This is a genomic window from Filomicrobium sp., assembly GCF_025698805.1.
Classification (GTDB): Bacteria; Pseudomonadota; Alphaproteobacteria; order Rhizobiales; family Hyphomicrobiaceae; genus Filomicrobium; species Filomicrobium insigne.
The window spans coordinates 468,828-487,058 of the sequence record NZ_JAILWT010000004.1 but is presented as its reverse complement, the minus strand read 5'-3'; the positions used below and the strand labels follow the sequence as shown (position 1 = coordinate 487,058).

14 protein-coding genes are annotated in these 18,231 nt (G+C 56.0%); 6 read left to right on the top strand and 8 right to left on the bottom strand.

Translation table 11 applies throughout. The features are described 5' to 3' along the window. Nucleotides 1-9 precede the first annotated feature (9 nt). Complete coding sequence (locus K5845_RS13255; protein ID WP_046477970.1) at nucleotides 10-1,338, top strand: HlyD family type I secretion periplasmic adaptor subunit; 1,329 nt, start codon at nucleotides 10-12, stop codon at nucleotides 1,336-1,338. A 21-nt stretch (nucleotides 1,339-1,359) separates the two neighbouring features. Here the strand turns inward: K5845_RS13255 and K5845_RS13250 are convergent, their stop codons facing one another. From K5845_RS13250 to K5845_RS13230, 5 genes are all read right to left on the bottom strand, one after another. Continuing rightward, entirely contained in the window at nucleotides 1,360-2,763 is a 1,404-nt protein-coding gene (locus tag K5845_RS13250; protein ID WP_287959171.1) for an amidase family protein, read from the bottom strand. Between the two features lie 69 nt (nucleotides 2,764-2,832). Further along, the gene (locus K5845_RS13245) at nucleotides 2,833-3,537 is read right to left on the bottom strand and encodes a cyclase family protein (protein ID WP_046477972.1); all 705 of its coding nucleotides are present in this window, start codon (nucleotides 3,535-3,537) and stop codon (nucleotides 2,833-2,835) included. Between the two features lie 50 nt (nucleotides 3,538-3,587). Then, entirely contained in the window at nucleotides 3,588-4,916 is a 1,329-nt protein-coding gene (locus tag K5845_RS13240) for a TRAP transporter large permease (protein ID WP_287959170.1), read from the bottom strand. Further along, nucleotides 4,916-5,464, bottom strand: a complete 549-nt coding sequence (locus tag K5845_RS13235) for a TRAP transporter small permease (protein WP_046477974.1) — start codon at nucleotides 5,462-5,464, stop codon at nucleotides 4,916-4,918. The genes K5845_RS13240 and K5845_RS13235 overlap by 1 nt, the downstream gene beginning before the upstream one ends. 80 nt (nucleotides 5,465-5,544) lie before the next feature. Continuing rightward, on the bottom strand, nucleotides 5,545-6,612 hold the full coding sequence (locus tag K5845_RS13230; RefSeq protein WP_046477975.1) for a C4-dicarboxylate TRAP transporter substrate-binding protein: 1,068 nt from the start codon (nucleotides 6,610-6,612) through the stop codon (nucleotides 5,545-5,547). 215 nt (nucleotides 6,613-6,827) lie between these two features. On the opposite strand from K5845_RS13230, the gene K5845_RS13225 reads away from it, so the two are divergent. Together K5845_RS13225 and K5845_RS13220 are read left to right on the top strand one after the other, a co-directional pair. After that, on the top strand, nucleotides 6,828-7,763 hold the full coding sequence (locus tag K5845_RS13225) for a LysR family transcriptional regulator (RefSeq protein ID WP_046477976.1): 936 nt from the start codon (nucleotides 6,828-6,830) through the stop codon (nucleotides 7,761-7,763). 101 nt (nucleotides 7,764-7,864) lie between these two features. Further along, complete coding sequence (locus tag K5845_RS13220; RefSeq protein ID WP_046477977.1) at nucleotides 7,865-8,845, top strand: DUF808 domain-containing protein; 981 nt, start codon at nucleotides 7,865-7,867, stop codon at nucleotides 8,843-8,845. Between the two features lie 16 nt (nucleotides 8,846-8,861). Here the strand turns inward: K5845_RS13220 and K5845_RS13215 are convergent, their stop codons facing one another. After that, nucleotides 8,862-12,992: a Pls/PosA family non-ribosomal peptide synthetase gene (locus tag K5845_RS13215; RefSeq protein WP_287959169.1), complete on the bottom strand. Its 4,131-nt coding sequence runs from the start codon at nucleotides 12,990-12,992 to the stop codon at nucleotides 8,862-8,864. A gap of 212 nt (nucleotides 12,993-13,204) precedes the next feature. Between K5845_RS13215 and K5845_RS13210 the strand changes: the two genes are divergently transcribed. Further along, on the top strand, nucleotides 13,205-14,527 hold the full coding sequence (locus tag K5845_RS13210) for a KamA family radical SAM protein (protein WP_046477978.1): 1,323 nt from the start codon (nucleotides 13,205-13,207) through the stop codon (nucleotides 14,525-14,527). 51 nt (nucleotides 14,528-14,578) lie between these two features. Then, nucleotides 14,579-15,259, top strand: coding sequence for a 4'-phosphopantetheinyl transferase family protein (locus tag K5845_RS13205; RefSeq protein WP_287959168.1), 681 nt, complete (start codon nucleotides 14,579-14,581; stop codon nucleotides 15,257-15,259). Between the two features lie 19 nt (nucleotides 15,260-15,278). On the opposite strand, the gene K5845_RS13200 is transcribed toward K5845_RS13205, so the two are convergent. Beyond that, nucleotides 15,279-16,331, bottom strand: a complete 1,053-nt coding sequence (locus K5845_RS13200) for a dienelactone hydrolase family protein (protein WP_287959167.1) — start codon at nucleotides 16,329-16,331, stop codon at nucleotides 15,279-15,281. Next, nucleotides 16,328-17,344 (bottom strand): C45 family autoproteolytic acyltransferase/hydrolase, encoded by a 1,017-nt coding sequence (locus tag K5845_RS13195; RefSeq protein WP_287959166.1) that lies wholly within the window; start codon nucleotides 17,342-17,344, stop codon nucleotides 16,328-16,330. The genes K5845_RS13200 and K5845_RS13195 overlap by 4 nt, the downstream gene beginning before the upstream one ends. Before the next feature lie 263 nt (nucleotides 17,345-17,607). Here K5845_RS13195 and K5845_RS13190 point away from each other — a divergent pair, with 263 nt between their 5' ends. Continuing rightward, nucleotides 17,608-18,198 (top strand): VOC family protein, encoded by a 591-nt coding sequence (locus tag K5845_RS13190; protein ID WP_046477981.1) that lies wholly within the window; start codon nucleotides 17,608-17,610, stop codon nucleotides 18,196-18,198. Nucleotides 18,199-18,231: the final 33 nt, after the last annotated feature.

The following is an 18,231-nucleotide window of genomic DNA, read 5'->3' as shown; positions in this document are numbered from 1 at the left end:
GGAATTGCCGTGAGCAACAAAGCAGACAAGGCGCGCAAGTCCAGGTTGGATGATGAACAAGCTTTTCGCGTTGGCACACGCATGGTGACAGGTGCCGCCTTAAGCATGCTGCTCGTTCTTGGATTGGGCGGATGGGCTGCGACAGCCGAACTTGCAGGCGCGATCATCGCGTCAGGTTCTGTCAATGTTGATCGCAACTTGAAGGCGGTTCAGCATCGTGATGGCGGCATCGTCGGCGAGATCGCTATTCGCGAAGGCGATTTTGTTAAAGCTGGCCAAATACTTCTACGCCTTGACGACGCCCAGACGCGAGCGGAACTCTCGATCGTTCGATCGCAGCTCGCGGAGCTGGCGGCGCGTCGCGCGCGCCTGAGCGCAGAGAGAGATGGTTTGGCTACGCTCGACTTTCCTGACGGCTTGGAGCACGAAAGCGAAACCGCATCTGGTGCTATTCGCGGCGAAACTCACTTATTCTCCGGAAACCGCACACATCGGGATAGCCAGAAGCAGCAGCTCGCGTTGCAAGTCGATCAAATTGGTGAAGAGGTGAGAGGACTGGAGGCGCAGCGTAAAGCCAAGGGAGATGAACTTGCACTGGTCGAAGTGGAGTTCACAAAGATCAAAAAATTGCTGCAGAAAGGTCTTGTCGAGGCACCGCGCCTTTACACGATTGAGCGTGAAATGACAAAATTGCTGGGAGAGCGCGGAGAAATTGATGCCGGCATCGCCCGAGCTAAAACGCGGGTTGGAGAAATCCGCCTTCAGATCATGGCCATCGATGAAAACGCGAGAACCGAGGCGCAACGGGAACTGAGCGTGGTCAACACCAGGATCTCCGAACTCCAGGAACGTCGTACCGCAATTGAAGATCGCCTGGCGCGTACGGATATTCGCGCGCCGATATCCGGCACCATCAACGAACTGAACATTCACACAATCGGTGGTGTGATTTCTCCGGCTGCAGTTTTGGCCACCATTGTGCCGGAAGGCGCCAAACTCAAGATAGAAGCGAAAGTTTCCCCGGTAAGCATCGATCAGGTTGCGGAAGGGCAGCGTGCAAGGCTACGCTTCTCAACGTTCAATCAGCGCACGACACCTGAATTGGAAGGCCGCGTGGCACGCGTGTCACCGGCAACGACGCGCGATGCGGCCACAGGTGAGGTCAACTATATGGCAGACATCGAAGTGCTGCCTGACGAACTCGCCAAGCTCGGGGATAAGACGCTGCTTCCGGGCATGCCAGTTGAAGTCTTCATCACGACAGAAGACCGCACGGCCCTATCTTACATCGTGAAACCCATCACCGATCAGTTCACAAAGGCGTTCCGCGAAGAGTAAGCGGAGGCGGAAGTTCCCACGCTATACAATTGTGGGCCATTGCGCTTGGGCGGTGAATTCTGAGGTCGGTTCGTAGGCTGAGGCGGCCTCGAACAGCAGGGCATCGTCGTGGGCCCCGGCCACGATCTGGAGTCCAACGGGCAATCCATCACTCGTCAGCCCGGCTGGGATGGAAGCAGCAGGCTGTCCCGTCAGATTAAAGGGATAAGTGTAATACACCCACGAAACGATGCTTCTGTCCTCGTACCCCGGCGGCGTATTCAACCCGACCGGGAACGCTGCCGTCGGCAACGTCGGTGAAAGAAGCAGATCGTAGTCCTCAAAGAACTCACGCATCTTTTCACGGAATGCATACCGTGCGAACACGCGGTCGTAGTAGGACCGCATATCTTGAGAAATCGCCTCTTTGAGAACTTCCAAAACGGCCGGATCAATCAATTCGGGTGCTGTTTCAACGGTTGCACGCAGGCGTGTCCCCACGCCGGCATAGAATTCTGCCGTCCAGATATCACCAGGGTCGTCCATGACGTGATCGACAACATCCACGTGGTGACCGAGAGCTTCAAAAGATTTCGCGGCTTTTTCACAGAGCGAAAGGACTTCCGCATCGGCTCGCGCATAACCGAGCGTTGGGCTCCAGGCGATCCTTAGAGGCCGCCCGGCGGGCTGACCTGGCGCAAAGTCAGGCACCGGTCCGGCTACGGTGAACGGATCACGGCGATCATATCCGCAAATCACCGAAAGAACGGCCGCCGCATCTTCGCAGGTCCGCGTCAATGGACCAACGTGCGCCAGCGTCGGTGTTGCGGAAACCGGAAAAATGGGAATGCGAGCAAACTGCGCTTTGAAGCCAACGAGGCCGCATAACGCGCCAGGGATGCGTAACGATCCTCCGCCATCGGTTCCAATCGTATAGGGAAGCAGACCGGAGGCAACGGCCGCAGCCGCCCCGCAACTCGAACCGCCGGGGGTCATATCAAGGTTCCAGGGATTCCGCGTTATCCCTGTGAGCGGGCTGTCGCCAACAGCCTTGCAGCCAAACTCGCTGGTTGTCGATTTGCCCAAGAGAACGGCGCCTGCGTTGCGCAAGCGTTCTGTGACGGGAGCGTCAAGCGCGGCCGGGGTATCCGCCGAGGCCTTCGACCCGGAACGAAGCGGAAGCCCCTGCATGGCGATCAGGTCTTTGATCGACGTCGGGATGCCATCAAGTATGCCGATGCGCTCGCCACGCATCATTCTTTGTTCAGAGGTTTGGGCCAGTTTGCGTGCGCCCTCAAGATCGAGGTACGCAAACATATTCAGTTTGGGTTCGAGCGTTGACAACCGGCCGATGACATCATCGAGCACTTCAATTGGCGAGGCTTCTTTGCGGGCAAAAAGGCCCGCCATTTCGCGCACACCCATGAAGGCAAACCCGGTCGCCATCCGCTCTCTCCCATAGTGTTTTGAGATTTTTTGCGGGGGAAGCGCGCCGTCTCCCCCAGCGTGTAAGAATTACTCTTCCAGGATCGCCACTGCACGAACTGGAGAACCCGATCCGCCTTTGAATTTGATCGGTAGGCCGATGAATTCAAACTCGCCTTTGCCGACGAGTTCTTCAAGATTGACGAGCCACTCAAAGTGCGAAATGCCGAGGTCGCGGCACAGCCTGTGCTGAGCGAAAATATTGTCGGAAGGCTTGTCCGTTGAAGGGCCTTCGACACCGTGCATGCGAGAGCCACGGTCGTGGAGCCAGCGAGTAGCCTCGACCGTGAGGCCGGGGTTACCCCACACGATCTTGTTGCGATCTCCCCAGTTGCGCGCATGGAAGCCCGTGCACAGAAGCACGATGTGCCCATCAACCTTCACACCAGCTTTTTGCTCGGCTTCGGCCATATGTGCTTCGGTGATGTCTTCTAGGTCTCCGATGTGACGCAGGTCGAAGCAAACCGCCTTGCCCATGAACAGGTCAAGCGGCATCTCGTCGATGGGCGCGCCCTTGGGATTAACGTGCAGGAACGCGTCGACGTGCGTGCCGACGTGATCGAGCATTCCGATGTAGTTTGTTTGGAACGTCATGGCGTCGCCGGGCACGCCCAGGCCCATTGACTGAGTCGCTTCGTGCGACAAGGCTTTCAAGTAAATGGGGCTCTGGAATAGCTTATGAGCCGGCATATTATCTTCGACGGTCAGACTCAGATCGACGATTCGGCGTGCCACGGGCGTACCTCCGGTAGTTGGCGTTGATAGTAAGGGGGGGGGGCGGCTGCTCACTGCATGAGCGATGGCAGCCATGTTGCGAGAGCGGGGAAGGCCGCGACCAGGAACACCAGGATCAAGAGGATGATCCAGTAGGGGATCGAGCCTTGGAATATACGCCCGAGAGTGGCATCGGGATCGTTGACGCAGCCTTTGACTGTATAGACGCACAGGCCGAGCGGCGGTGTCAGGAGGCCTGCCTCGATCGCGACGATTCCGATAATGGCAAACGCGATAGGATCATACCCGGCGCTCAGCGCGAGGGGCGCGAAGATGGGAACCGTGAGTAGAATGATCGAAACGGAATCGATGAACATTCCCAGCACGAACCAGACCGCGACCATGATGAGGAGAATCGTCAGTGGAGAGTCGCCGACGCTGAGGAACAGCGTCTGGATGAAGTCTACGATTCCGCCGAGTGCAAGAAGGCGGGAATACATCTGCGCTGTGATGAGCAAGAACAGAAGCGGCGCGGAGATACGTCCGGTTTCAAGCACAGCCTCTTTTAGCCCCGTAAGCGGAACGCCTTTTAGGACTGCGAGGACGAGAGCAAGCAGTGCACCGATGCCAGCAGCTTCCGTTGGCGTAAAGGCGCCCAACCAAATTCCGCCGAGCACGGCAAAAATGAGAAGCGCAACGCCGAGGCCACCGAACACTTCATTGAGTCGGCTTTCGCCGTTTTCATCTTCCGTGATCGCCGTATTCGCGTGAGCGCCGCCGAATGCGGAAGGCCGAAGTATGGCGAAACCAATAATGAAGACGAAGAACATGGTCGCCAATAAAATGCCAGGTAGGACACCTGCCACGAAAAGGCGGCCGATCGACTGCTCGGAGATCACACCCCAGACAATCAGCAGGACACTCGGTGGAATGAGCATGCCGAGAGAGGCACTGCCCGCGATTGATCCCAGGGCAACCGACTTGTCGTAATTGTGCCGAAGCATCTGCGGGTAGGCGATCCGCGAAAACGCAGCCGCCGATGCAATGCTCACACCCGTTACGGCACCAAAGACGGCGTTTCCGCCAACGGTCGCGAGCGCCAGACGGCCGGGCAACCGCTTAAAGCCGCGGTTGACCAGATTGTAGAGATCCGACGCCGCGCCGGATCGCGAAATGAATTCACCCATCAACACGAAGAGCGGAATGACGGCGAACACGTAGTCTCGGATCGCTTCATATGTCGTGTTGGCCAGAAGCGAACCAGCTATCTCGAGGCTACCGGTAAGATAGGCAAGCCCGAAGAAGCTGCATAGCCCGAGTGCCAGGACCACTGGAACGCTGCACATAACCAGCAAAAGAAGGACTGCAATGATTGCAATCGCGAATTCAGGCCCGCCCATTAGTGTGCTCCCACTTTGCTGCTTTCGTCTGCAGGGACCTCATGGGAGGTGTGTGCGGTTTCGCCTTTAAGGACAGCCTTTACGGCGAGGAGGACGTAGTTGACGACTGCGAAAATAGAACACGAGACGATGATAACGCGCAGGGGCCACGTCGGAAGCTGGAATGAGGCATGTCCTTCGAACTCGCTGGTCGCAATGGCGCGCATCATCGGCGCATAAGACGACCAGGCGATCAGGCTAAAGAGACCAATGCCGAGGATGGCGATTACAGTCTCAAGTACGATCTTCCCGCGAGGCCCCAGCCAATTTATGAGTAGTTCCGAGCGCAACATCGCGCCGATACGCACAGTATAGCTGAGCTGTAGATAGGCGATGATGACGATGCCGTTCGCGACGATTTCGGCGATGCCGATGATCGGTTTATTCAGGAGAGAACGCATCACCACGTCAGTGGTAATGAGCCCCGCGATCAGAAGAAGAAGGATCGCAGCCAGATATTTCAAAGCTTCGCTGATGCGCTCGACGACTGTGTCGATGGTCTGCAACACCTGGCGTCACTCCTTGGAATGTAAAAGAAGGGTGTGGGCGTCACGAGGTAGATGAAGAACCCAGTGACGCCGCAAACGTATTATTTTACTTCGTAACGGTAGGGCCACTTGTGGCCGAGCTCTTCGAGCTTCGTCATGTAGAAGTTCATGACTTTGGCACCTGATAGCCCGCGTGACGCCGCATCAGTGGCCATGCGCTGAGGGAAGTCCTTCAACGCTGTTGCCCATTCTTTGCGAGCCTCGTCGGAGATTTCGCGGACATCGACCTTGAGCGCCTTGAGCTGTTCAAGGCCACTTGCGTCGTTACGCTTGCAGACCTCGGCCGTAACGCCGGCCCACTCCTCACCCATCTCTTTGAGGATATCCTGCACTTCTTTTGGCAGGCGATCCCACTTTTGCTTGTTGATGGTGACGGCGTTGACGTACTGCGCACCGAAATCAGCTTTTGTGAAATACGGAGCGACCTCATTTAATTTGAACGCTTTCCACCATGTCGAGGCGCTCACATAGCCTTCGTATACGCCGGATTGGATGGACTGGTACGCTTCATTGAGGTTTGAGGCGACAGGAGTCGCTTTGACGATCCAATCGAGATTGGTGCCTGCGCCAGCGATTTTATGACCTTCGAGATCCGCGAATTTTTCCCAGGCGAAGTTCGTGCCCAGGCCATAATTAGCCAAGCATGACCCGCCGAGATAAACTTGATTGTGCTGCTTCTCAAAGACGTCCTTCATCTCAGGGAACTCTGCGAAGGTCGCCTGCGCCGCTTTGGTCACCACTTCGGCGTCCGGGCTGCCGAACGGCAGAAACAGCGAGAACGTCTGCAAGAAACCGTTCGAGGGTTCAAAAATCAGGCTGATAAAGCCGATGTCGAGAAGCCCATCGCGCGTTGCTTCCAGAACCTCGGTCACCTTTGCGACTTGACCGGCGTGCAGCTCCTGGATTTTGACTTTGTGCTCTGTACGCTCTTCGATGCGTTTCTTCAGTTCAGGCGCGAACCACTTGTGCGCCGTCTCCGTGTACGCGAGAAGGCCTATGGGGTGCCCTGAGCCCATTCGCAGGCTGATCGTGTCAGCATGAGCAAGGCTTGATAGAGCCATTAATGGTAGCGATAGGCAAACAGCGGTAAACCCGCGCCGCGCGATCATAAGATACCCCCGTATACTGTTTAGATTCACAACAAAACGGCATGTGGCACGGTTATTACATCGGCCATCATCGTTTGATTACGCTATTGATTAAAAAGGCGTATTGACAATACGAAAAATAGATATGTTAGGTATAAATAATATTTATATCAAAGAAACGATGCTATAATTATTTGCAGTACTTGCAACTGTGTTGTGCAGCACAGAGGGGGCATATGGAACTGCGAGATTTAAGGACGCTTATCGGCATCGCGGAGTCGGGGAGTCTTTCGGGTGCCGCGCGCAAACTCAATCTAACGCAGCCAGCGTTGAGCGCCTCACTAAAGAGGCTGGAAGATGAGCTTAAAGTTCAATTGGTTGCGCGGCATTCTCGCGGAGCGGACGTCACAGAAGAGGGGAAGTTCGTTCTGCAGAAAGCCTATGCGATTCTGCATGATGTAGCTGATATGACCACGGTCGCGCAGGACCTCATCGAGGAGCCGATCGGCGACGTCCGTCTCGGCCTTCCGACTACTGTAGCGGGCGGCATTACGGCGGAACTTGTCCATAGATTGTGCACACGCCACCCGCTCGTGCGTCTTCATGTCATTGAAGCGATGAGCGGCGTGCTGGTCGAGCAGCTGCAGTTGGGGCGGCTCGACATGGCAATACTCTTCGACATTCAACCCATGGCGGGTTTGCGTAGTGAGCCGATCCTAATCGAAGAGCCCAGGCTGTTGGTTTCAGGCTCGCATGAATTGGCGTCGCGCAAGCAGATCCGTCTCGATGAGCTCGACCAGTTGGAACTCGTCATGCCGAGCCAGGTCCACAGCATTCGGGGACTAATCGATCGAATATCGAAGTCCGAGGGGGTCAGTCTCAAGATCATAGCCGATGTGGATTCGTTTCCTGGCATCGTATCGTTGGTGCAAAAGGGATATCCGACAATCTTTCCCACCTACCTCGTCCGAGAGCACATTGAACGGGGGACGATCGCCGCGATACCGCTCGTTCAACCGCGGATAGACTGGACGCTTCATCTCGCTACGAGACAGGATAGCGTTCGGCCACGGGCCAGTCTCGCGACGGCGCGATTGCTTATAGACCTCTGCTCGGAATTGGTCGTGAATGGAATTTGGCCAGGTCGGCTACACCCACGCCGCGCGCCCTAGGTCTTGCGCGCCAGCGCTTGGAACGCCATAAGCCAAACAGCTTCCAAGTTTACGAACTGCATCGTCCTTCGTCCTGAAACACTCAGAGGAGCACGGAAATTATGAGCGGTCTGCTTGCCCTTCTCGACGATGTCGCGGCCCTCACAAAATTGGCGGCTGCTCAACTTGATGACGTTGCGACCCAGGCCGCGAAGGCTGGCACGAAAGTCGCCGGCGTCGTGATCGACGATGGCGCCGTAACGCCGAAGTATCTGCACGGGCTCCCCGCCGCCCGGGAAATTCCCATCGTGATGAAGATTGCGCGCGGCTCTCTTTTCAACAAGATCGTTATTCTTCTGCCCGCTGCACTGCTGTTGAATGCGTTCTTTCCCTGGCTGTTGACGCCGCTGCTGATGTTGGGTGGCGCCTATCTCTGCTTCGAGGGTGCCGAAAAAATACTACACTGGCTCGTACCGTCGAAGGATCACGGCCCCAAACCCGAAACACTGGATGCCGCGCGTCTGGAACGCGAGCGGGTCGCTGGTGCGATCAAGACCGACTTCATCCTATCAGCGGAAATCATGACGATTGCGTTGGCGACTGTCGAAGCTGAAACTATCTGGATGCAAGCCGCCGTGCTCGCCCTCATCGCCGTTGGAATTACTGCCCTCGTCTACGGAACGGTTGCGATTCTTGTGAAGGCGGACGATTGGGGTTTAAAGCTCAGCCGGACCGGCGATTGGTCGGTGACCCGTGCCATTGGTCGAGGAATTGTGAGAAGTATGCCCGGCGTGATGGCGTTCATCTCGACAGTTGGCACTGCGGCAATGCTATGGGTAGGCGGCTCCATCGTAATTCACGGAGTCGAGGTGTTTGGCTGGACCGGGATAGGACACATCATCCATGACGCAGCCACTGCCGTCAGCCATACTGTGCCGGCGGCTGGTGTAACGCTGGAATGGATTGTGAAGGCAACACTGGACGGCTTGTTTGGTCTCGCAGTGGGTTTCGCGGTTATGCCTATCGCGCATTACGTGGTCACACCGCTGATCGAATTTGGGAAAGGCCTGTTTCGTCAGGGGCGTCCACCTGTCGAAGGGTGACAGGCGGACGCAATAATCAAGCTGATACCGTTGGGCTGCCGTGCCACCGACTGCCTTTGGGCATCGTCTCACCCTTCATGAGCAGCGACAATGGACCCAGAACCGCACCCGGCTCCATAACGGTGTCGTAGAGAACAATGCTCATGTTGCCGATTGTGCAACCTTCCCCAATGTGAAGCTCTGACGACTTCATCACGCGATCTTCAAACAGATGGTTCTGGACCACGGTGCCGGCGTTCAGTGACGCGTGATCGCCGATGTTGACCAGATCGAACTCTGAGAACAGCGCCGTTTCGATGTAGCAGTAGCGGCCGATCTTGCAGCCCATAAGCCGAAGAAGTACGGATGCGAACGGCGTACCGAAGAAGTTCGTGATGAGCGGCGCCAAGAGCGTTTCGTAGAGGCCGTTGATCAACTCGTTCCACCAGACATAACGGCTCCAAAGTGGGACAACCTCGGGTTTGAAGCGTCCCATCACAAGCCATTTGAGGCCGACGACGGTTCCGATGCAGGTCATCAGCGCGAACCAGGACATCACCGGAATAGCGGTATATGCGCCCCAGACGCCGTACCAATTGTAGACGGCCACGACCACGAGCAGGCTCGCAATCCCGATGCCGCCAAAGACGTATCCCGGCAGAACGACGCGGAGGCCGTCGATGAGTGCACGCTGGAAGTACAACCAAAACGAAGGTTTATATGTCAGCCGCTGATCGAAGCACGTCACTTTCTGACGGTTCGGCAGGCGGAAACCCGGTGAACCAAGCCAGTCCGTGCCGTCAGGGATCGCATCCGACGTATGCGGCGATGATGAAAGGACGCCCAGAAGGCAATCGCTGCCGAGATTCACGCCGGTCGATAAAATGGCGCTGTTTCCAAGGAAGGAGCGGTCGCCGATTTCGTTGGTCGCGACTTCGAAACGGCCAAGGTGCGTCCGCGTACTTCCCGTCATGCTTCCATCGGCGAAGAATACGCCGTCACCTGCGATCAGCATGTCAGGATTGACGCGCCAGACCGTCGACATCTCGGTATGTTTTCCGAGGCGTGCTCCAAGGTAGCGCATCCACGCCGGCAGATAGAGGGTCGTGAAAATCGGCATGCCGATAACTTGCGCAATTTGCATCACAAGGCTGGATAGCCAATGCTGCAGATAGGCAATTGAGTAGACTTTATAAACGCCCGGCTTCGGATTGGGATAAACGAGGTTCTTGCAGAGCCCGACCCAGAGAGCGAAGAAGATCATCGTTGCGGGTATGATCGCAAGAAAGCCCAAGGCGGCGACATTCGCAGGGTAATGCAACACCAACATCGCGGTGAGCCATGCTGACACGGCGACGGGGGCCACTGTCACAAGCGTGACGATGAAACCCAACGAGAGTTGCAGCAATGTGAACGTCGTAAGACGGAACCAGCCAAACAGGACGGGAGCGCCCTCGGGTGTCGCAACTTCGCTCTGCTGAGCTGGCGAGCCACGAAAGGCAGCGCTAGCCGGGACGATGGATCCGTCGGGAAGCATCGACTGATCGTCGAGGCGAGAATCGGCACCCATTTTGACGTTCAGGCCGAGAGCGGAGTGGCAGCCGATGAAACAGCGTTCGCCAATCTCCACGTTGCCGACGACGAGTTCACCATCCTCCATTCGCAATGCAGGAAGCTGCGCGTCAACGCCGATGCTGACGTCGTTTCCGATTTTGATGCAGTCCCACGCGTAGATGAGGCTCGGGTTGAGGACGCAGCGTCGTCCAACGCGTGCACCCATGAGTCGCCACATGACAGGCGCTAACGGCGTACCGTTGAGAGCCGACATCCCGCTCAGGTGCTGCAGACGAGAGACAATCCACCAGCGGAGGTAATAGCTGCCCCACAGAGGATAACGACCTGGGCGGAACCGTCCGATAATGGTCCACTTTGCGGCGATTGCGATAACAACCAGCGCCAGCCAGGTGGCCAGGACGACCGCAAGGCTCGTGATGGCCAGTTCGACAACGGAGGCACGTTTCTGTAACGCCTCCATGGCGAGCGGCAGAATATAGACGATCGGCAAAGCCAGTAGCGGCACAATCGACAGCATATAAAGGACTTGAAATAGTACGGTTGACCAGGGGCGCTTCGGGGCGATGGCCTTGGCTGGAACAGCCGTAGCAGCCGTGGCCGCCGTTTTGGTCTTGGCCTGAGCGCTGACCTTTTCAATATGGGCCGCTAACTGCCGAACGGTCGGATGCGCATAGGTGTCACGAACCGGTACGCTTACGCTTAAGTCAGCACGCAGCGCCGTAACGAGTTGAGCGGCAAGCAACGAGTGTCCGCCAAGATCTGTGAAGAAGTTCTGCTCAGGCCCAACCTTGGGGACCTTCAGAAGCTTCGCCCAGACCGCAGCGACGCGCTCTTCAAATTCCGACATTTCAGCGTCGGTCGAAGCGTCCTCTGTCACCAGCGCGCGCGTTGGTGCAGGCAGACGATTACGGTCCACCTTGCCGCTGGTCAGCATCGGGAACTTGTCTAAGACGTCGAGATAGGCGGGCACCATATAGGTGGGAAGCCGATCCCGAAGAATGGCAAGCAAGTGCGACCGGTCCAGGGCGCCTGCGCCTTCTGTTAGCAGCACATATGCGGCAAGGCTTTGAACACCATCGGCATCATAGACTTTGACAGCAGACGACGTGATCTCTGACTGTTCGACGAGAATTGCTTCGATTTCAGACAGCTCGATACGGAAGCCCCGCAGCTTGACCTGACTGTCGATGCGGCCGAAGAATTCCAGTTCACCGTCAGAATTCCAGCGGACCTGATCGCCAGTCTTGTAGAGGCGGAGCGTCTGAGAGGTCGCTAGCTCATCGGAGACGGCATCAGACGGCGGCGCCCACGAGATGAAGGCACGCCCAGTGAGTTCCGGTTGATTGAGGTAACCGCGAGATAAGCCATCGCCGCTGACGTAAAGCTCGCCCTTTTCCCCATGCGGAACAGGCCGCATCTCGCTATCGAGAATGTGCAGGTTATAGCCCGGGAGCGGACGCCCGATGGTTACCGGCTTTCCGGCCTCAAGTACGCTCGCCGTCGTGTTGACCGTCGCTTCCGTTGGGCCATAGACGTTGCGCATCGTAAGGCCTGGACGGCACCAGCGGTTCACGAGGTCAGCGGGGCAAGCCTCTCCGCTAACAACGAGCTGTCTCAGAGAAGGAATGTTCTGTGTCAGAGTGGACAGCAACGTGGGAACAGTCGACAGGAAGGTTATCTTCCGGGACTTGAGGTAGTCCGCGAGATCCGCACCGAAACGCGGCGTGGCCTTGTCGCCGCAGACGAGCGTCGCGCCGTTCGAGAATGCCATCCACATCTCTTCCACGGAGCCATCGAATCCCAGAGAAAAACCCTGGTAAACGCGATCGTCGGCCGTCGTGCTGCACACTTCATTGAAGGCTTCAACGAAGTGAACGACATTCCGATGTTCCGTAACGACGCCTTTCGGACGCCCTGTCGTGCCGGAAGTGAACAAGACGTAGCAGATGTCGTCCGCTTGGACGCGCGACTCGCTACGCGATAAGCGCGTGTCACTATAGCCACTCGCGGACATACGATACTGCTCGACGGTCACGACTTTGCCAGCGCTGATCTCTGACAAGCGCGCCTCGTATTCAGCCTCTGTCACGACAATCGCCAGATCTGCGGCTTCCGCGATATAGCGAATGCGGTCGTTTGGCAGTGAAGGTTCGATCGGAACGTAGGCGCCGCCTGACTTTAGGACAGCCAGAATCGTAATAATGGGCCACTGAGACCGGTCGAGTGAAATCCCCACAAAGCGTCCGGGGGTAACACCAAGAGCGCGCAGGTAGCGCGCCATTCTATTGGCTTCCTCTTCCAGCTCGAGATAGCTCAGAGCCTTATCGCCGCATTCAAGAGCAATTGCGTCGGGTGTGCGGTCAGCCTGTCGCTCGAATATTTCGTGGAGGCAGGGCGCCATCCGCGTTGGCTTCCATGATCGACCGGAACGAGACAATTGATCCAGTCGAGACATGAGAGAGTCGGATTTGGATTGAATGCGCGTTTCTCGCGATTCAGTCCGTGCGTCGATACCAAAATCAGCAGCGGCGAGCGTATCACCGGCCGCAAGTGCCGCATCACGCCATTTATTCTCTTTAAGAACAGAACTCATGAAAACCGCCACATGCGCGAAAAAATGATTGGTGCTTGTGTCGGAACGCAAACTTCGTGCCGATTATAGCCAGAAAAAAGCAAACGGATCTGTAAATACTTTTTTAACCACTAAGAGGAGGAGCGTCGAGCTTAACCAGGAATCGGTCTGTGATTTGCGCAGGGTATGGCCAGTTGTTCAAATTTGATACGAATTTGAGGCGGAGTTGAACCATGCCCCACACCGACATCCTGGGCTTTGAGAATACGTCGGGGCTCTATGCTGCGACTGATAAGTCAGAATTTCTTGATCATAAATGGCAAGATAAGAATTCGGTTTTCCGAATTGATCAGCTTGAGGCAGCGCTTGGAAATGTCGCGCCGGAAAGCTTTGTTAACGAAATGCGCGAGGGTTTGAAAAAGGTCGGCATGTCAATCCGGCTTAATCCATACATCCTCGACTTGATTGACTGGCGCAATGCAGAAAGCGATCCAATTCGCCGGCAGTTCTTGCCGATGCTCTCCGAGCTTGAAGAAGATCATCCATGCACGTCAGTAGACTCGCTGGACGAGCGTAAAACATCGCCGGCTCCGAACCTGATACACCGTTATCCCGACAAGGTTCTGTTCCTCGTCACCTCTGTTTGCCCGGTATATTGCCAATACTGCACGCGCAGCTATGCCGTAGGCCAGGCGACGGAGTCGTTGCAAAAAGATACGGTTACAAGTGCAAGCGGCTGGTTGGCCGCCCTCAACTACATCCGCTCAAACCCAAGCATTGAGGACGTTGTGGTTTCCGGCGGCGACATCGCCCGCCTGAAGCCAGCGAATATCAAACTCATCGGCCATGCGCTCCTCGACATCGAGCACGTAAGGCGTATTCGCTTCGCAACCAAATCGGTTTCCGTTCAACCGATGAAGTTCCTTTCGGATGATCCTTGGTACGAAGCGATCAATGAGGTGGCGCAGCGTGGCCGCTCCTTATTCAAGAGCGTCTTCGTTCACACCCACTTCAACCATCCGCGCGAGGTCACGCCGCTGGTTGAGAAGGCTATGCGTCGGCTCTTTTCGGATGGCATTCACGTTCGCAACCAGGCGGTTCTCCTGCGCGGCGTAAACGACAATCCCAGCACAATGATCGAACTGATCAAGAAGCTGAGCGCCGTGAACATCCAGCCCTACTATGTCTACTCATGCGACATGGTCATGGGTACAGAGCACTTCCGAGTTCCAGTAAGTGACATGCAAATGCTGGAGCGTGAGGTGCGCGGGGCGACCGCCGGATTCAACACGCCATTGTTCATCGTGGACACCCCAGGTGGCGGTGGCAAGCGCGACGTCCACAGCTTCGAGTATCAGAACTCGAAGTTCGGAGCGACGGGCTACCGGTCGCCGTCGGTCGATCGGAACCGGATGTACTTCTACTTCGATCCGCTGAGGACGCTTGATCCCGCAGCGCGTGCCGAATGGCGTGCTCCAGGTGGCCGCGATGCCATTTTGGCACGTCTTCCTTCGGTACTCCCCACGGCGAAGCCTTCCGTGATGGCCGCCGAGTAACAACCCCAAAGGACTGGCCCGCGCCCGGCTTTCAACGCGCGGGAGTGAGCCATGACCCAAATCCGTGTGTACGGGGCGGACCTCTGCCGTTTAACGGCAGAGGACTGCTATCCGATTCTGGACTCCAGTGAAGCGAAGAGAGCTGCCTCGATCAGCCATCTTCTGGTGCGAGAGGAGTTCGTCAAAACCCGTGCATTACTCAGAACGGTTCTCGGCGCATACACAGATAGAAGTCCGAGAGATTTCACGTTCACCACAGGTGTGAACGGAAAGCCGCGCCTTGTCGGAGACGATCAAATCCATTTCAACGTATCGCACGCGGCCGGCCGTGCCTTGATCGCGATTGCTCCGGGCGCTGTCGGAATCGACATCGAGCGCGCCGACAAATCCATCAATCATTTGGCAGTGGCGGCTGAGATCTTCAGTCCCGAGGAATATGCAGCCGTCGAGCGCGCTCCACGGCTTGACCGCAGCGAAATCTTCTTCACCATCTGGACCCGCAAAGAGGCATACCTCAAAGCGACGGGCTGTGGTTTTTCTGCCAATCTTGAGCGGATTTCCTCGATGACGCCGGACCGCGAGATCGAGGATACGAGCATGCCTCAAGGATCGGAACATTGGTTCGCTTATGACCTGCCCGCGCCGGAATTCTTTCGCGCGGCGTTGGTTACATCATCTGATAGCTTGGAGATATCGATGTCAGATGTGTCCGGCATTTTGCAGGCTCACTAGGCCAGCAATTCTAGCCGCGTCAGCTTGTAGGTTTCTCGTCAAGAACGCCCGCCCGACGCAGAAAAGCAATGATGTCGTCCGTTGCCTGTTTCTTAAGAGACCATGAACCACCGCAACACGTCACGCCTTGGATCATGCAGGAGTCTCTGGCCCAAGAGTGCCAATCATCCTCGGGCAGGAGCTCACCCGTGTGCGCTGAGTACATTTTGCCGTCATCCTCAATCCAGACACGACATTTCGAGTAGTTTTCAGCCTCAGGATCGTGTTCAGGCCACCAGCCAAGTTCCTCCCATGCGTGATGTGCTCCTTTATACACCTTGGTTTCAATGCGTTCGTTTCCCGCGTTCTTTATGCGCAAGGATTCTGCCAGGCAGGGTTTGGCCGGCGTCTGATCATCAAGTTCAGCCAACATAAATAGTATGGGCGCCCCGGTTGTCTGCGCGTTGCGCGTAATCCAAGTGCAGTCGGGAGAAATGGCAATGTGTGCTGCAAAGGCGATATCGTCTACGCCCATCCATTTGCGCCGGATCGTCAAGGCAGTATCCATTGCGACGGTGCCGCCTTTCGATACGCCCATAATCGCAATGCGATCCGGAATGAAACGCTCGTCTGCGACCAGTTTGGCAAGGCCAGCAATAGCGTCGTTTTCGACATCCCATTGCTCCAACACGCTCTGGTCATAAAGAGAATCCGTCAGGCCGCGCGATGCGAAGCTGTCGATGATAAGCACCGCAGCACCGACCTTTGTTAGCTCCCGCGCGTAGTACACCTCACGCGTCTCTTCGACACCACTGCTCGAGGGCGTGATCACGACCGCGGGAATGGGAAATTCTACGGCCTTTGGAATGTAGAGCGTAGCTTGGACTTCGACGGGTTCGTCATTTGTCGTACCCGGCACAACATTGGTGACAAACCTCATTTGCTCGGTCGTGAAAGGCTCCTTTGCTGGGCCCCGTGACAACAAAAAGCTAGCTAATATCAAAGTGACAATGGAAGCCAGCACTAGGCTTCCCCACATGAAGCGCTGTCTGCTCGCTGTCGTCCAAATGCGCTTCGCAAGTGGAAAGGTCATGCGATGAACTCTGTCTTGTCGCAGAGGAAATTTATCGGGTAATCAATCCAGCCTTTTTTGCGCTCTCGTCGTAACCAGAAACTCGCTGTTTGCTGGTCTATATCGACGATAGCTCGCGCGATGGTATTGCGATTGAACAGGCTTGAAACGGCGCCCCGGCTTTCGTCACTCATCAGCTTTTTCATCGAGGCCATGTCCATGCCCGGCCGGGCGAGATCGCACGCGCTGTCGTAACGTCGGAATGTACTTTTGCCGTCGGTCTCGTCTTGGAAACACCTTAGCGTCGGAGAGAGTAGATGATTTGTATGAATGCTGGGAGTGTCTGGATACCGCACGCTGTGTCGCATAGCGGTACACTCCACAACGCAAACATCCCCATCGCTGCCTACGAGATTGTGAGCAAAGCCCGAAGAGCGCGGAACAGCAAGAACACCGTTGAGCTCTGCATCTAAACTACGAATTTCGGCCATTCTGCGGGCGATCACGAGCTTAGGAACGCCGATCTGCCAGTCCGTATGATCCAAGCTGTTGATGGCTTGCACATAACCGTTCGAGCTGATGGACAAGGCCGTCCCCCCTAAGGGGCAGCCATAATAATAAAGCTCTAGAGTTGTCGTGTCTCCGCATCTCTTTTTCAGGATGCAGATATCGTCGGATGCATCCGGATCCCAATCTTCATTATGAGCGATTAAGCGGCCGTTGTTGGTAACGACCGTCGTGCATTTCTCATAGTCGTCATCGCCAAGTTCATCCTCGATGCTCATCGCCCACAGTTCGATTAGAGGAACACCAGCCGCATCGGCATAGGCGTCCAATTCCTCGACATAAGCGGGAAAGTAACGAGCGGTTTGCTGGAGCAGCGGCTTGGCTTCATTCAACAGCTCCTGCCAGTCCTCGTCTTCACGGGATTCGGCGAGGTAGCCCCTAATGATAGATCCAAACATTTTACCAAGCGCGCGACCGCAGGCCGAAGGGCTGTTGGCATCAATTTCGTGATAGTTACGGTGGGCCATTTCGTCAGTGTGTCTCGTGCTGGAATGAGAGCAGTTCGATGCAGAGGTGTTGGGTGCGAAGCGACGAATTATTTACTGAGCAAACAAAATACCAAACCCAATTGGCATCACAGGGCACATTGTAAATTTTTTATTACCGCGGCAGGTCATGCATTTATTAAACGACCGAACTCACGAAATCCGTCGTTCTGCACCTGGCATTGGAATTGCTTCTGTCCCCTCATTGGCTCTCAAAATTGTAAAACCTGCCTTTAGAGGACAGTATGTCGAATCCGATTATGATCCAGACGCCCCAAAATGGTGCCCGTCTATTTAAGACTCTTAACCTTCGTCAGCACGTTAAGTTGGTGGCGTCTATGGCCTTTGCGGGGCTCGTGTTGGCGTGTGCGCCTGCGCAAGCCGTCGAGGCAACAACAAATACCACACCGAACCGCGGTTCCTGCTCCGGTGTAGGCTTTATCTGGTGGAGTGAATTGCTCGCCCCAGAAACGGAAAAGCTGACAGACTTCTATTCCAAGGTAATGGGTTGGAATACGAAGGTCGTTGATGCTGATGATCAGACCCAGGAGCCCAGCTCTCCCGAGGATCGCTATACTATTTTCCTGAACGGCAACCAGGAGGTCGCCGGACTAATGCGAGCCAATCATCCGGTTGCGCCGCATACAGGATTAGGTTGGTTCACTTATATGGAAGTTGAGGACGTGGACGCGACCATCGAGAAGGTGGAGGCTAATGGTGGCACCATCCTGCGCGATCCAATGGAGACCGAGAACGGTGATGTCATCGCAGTTGTGAACGACCCGATGGGCAACGTCTTCGGCATCGTGACGCCCGCTCAAAAGCCCAACTGCTGAACCGAGCGCTCCAGCAAAATACGCGTTCAGGAG

Coding starts and splice junctions, on each gene's coding strand:
- K5845_RS13200 (WP_287959167.1), bottom strand. CDS start 16,331: ATGACCTTTCCACTTGCGAAGCGCATTTGGACGACAGCGAGCAGACAG.
- K5845_RS13250 (WP_287959171.1), bottom strand. CDS start 2,763: ATGGCGACCGGGTTTGCCTTCATGGGTGTGCGCGAAATGGCGGGCCTT.
- K5845_RS13230 (WP_046477975.1), bottom strand. CDS start 6,612: ATGATCGCGCGGCGCGGGTTTACCGCTGTTTGCCTATCGCTACCATTA.
- K5845_RS13215 (WP_287959169.1), bottom strand. CDS start 12,992: ATGAGTTCTGTTCTTAAAGAGAATAAATGGCGTGATGCGGCACTTGCG.
- K5845_RS13210 (WP_046477978.1), top strand. CDS start 13,205: ATGCCCCACACCGACATCCTGGGCTTTGAGAATACGTCGGGGCTCTAT.
- K5845_RS13220 (WP_046477977.1), top strand. CDS start 7,865: ATGAGCGGTCTGCTTGCCCTTCTCGACGATGTCGCGGCCCTCACAAAA.
- K5845_RS13240 (WP_287959170.1), bottom strand. CDS start 4,916: ATGGGCGGGCCTGAATTCGCGATTGCAATCATTGCAGTCCTTCTTTTG.
- K5845_RS13205 (WP_287959168.1), top strand. CDS start 14,579: ATGACCCAAATCCGTGTGTACGGGGCGGACCTCTGCCGTTTAACGGCA.
- K5845_RS13190 (WP_046477981.1), top strand. CDS start 17,608: ATGTCGAATCCGATTATGATCCAGACGCCCCAAAATGGTGCCCGTCTA.
- K5845_RS13225 (WP_046477976.1), top strand. CDS start 6,828: ATGGAACTGCGAGATTTAAGGACGCTTATCGGCATCGCGGAGTCGGGG.
- K5845_RS13195 (WP_287959166.1), bottom strand. CDS start 17,344: ATGGCCCACCGTAACTATCACGAAATTGATGCCAACAGCCCTTCGGCC.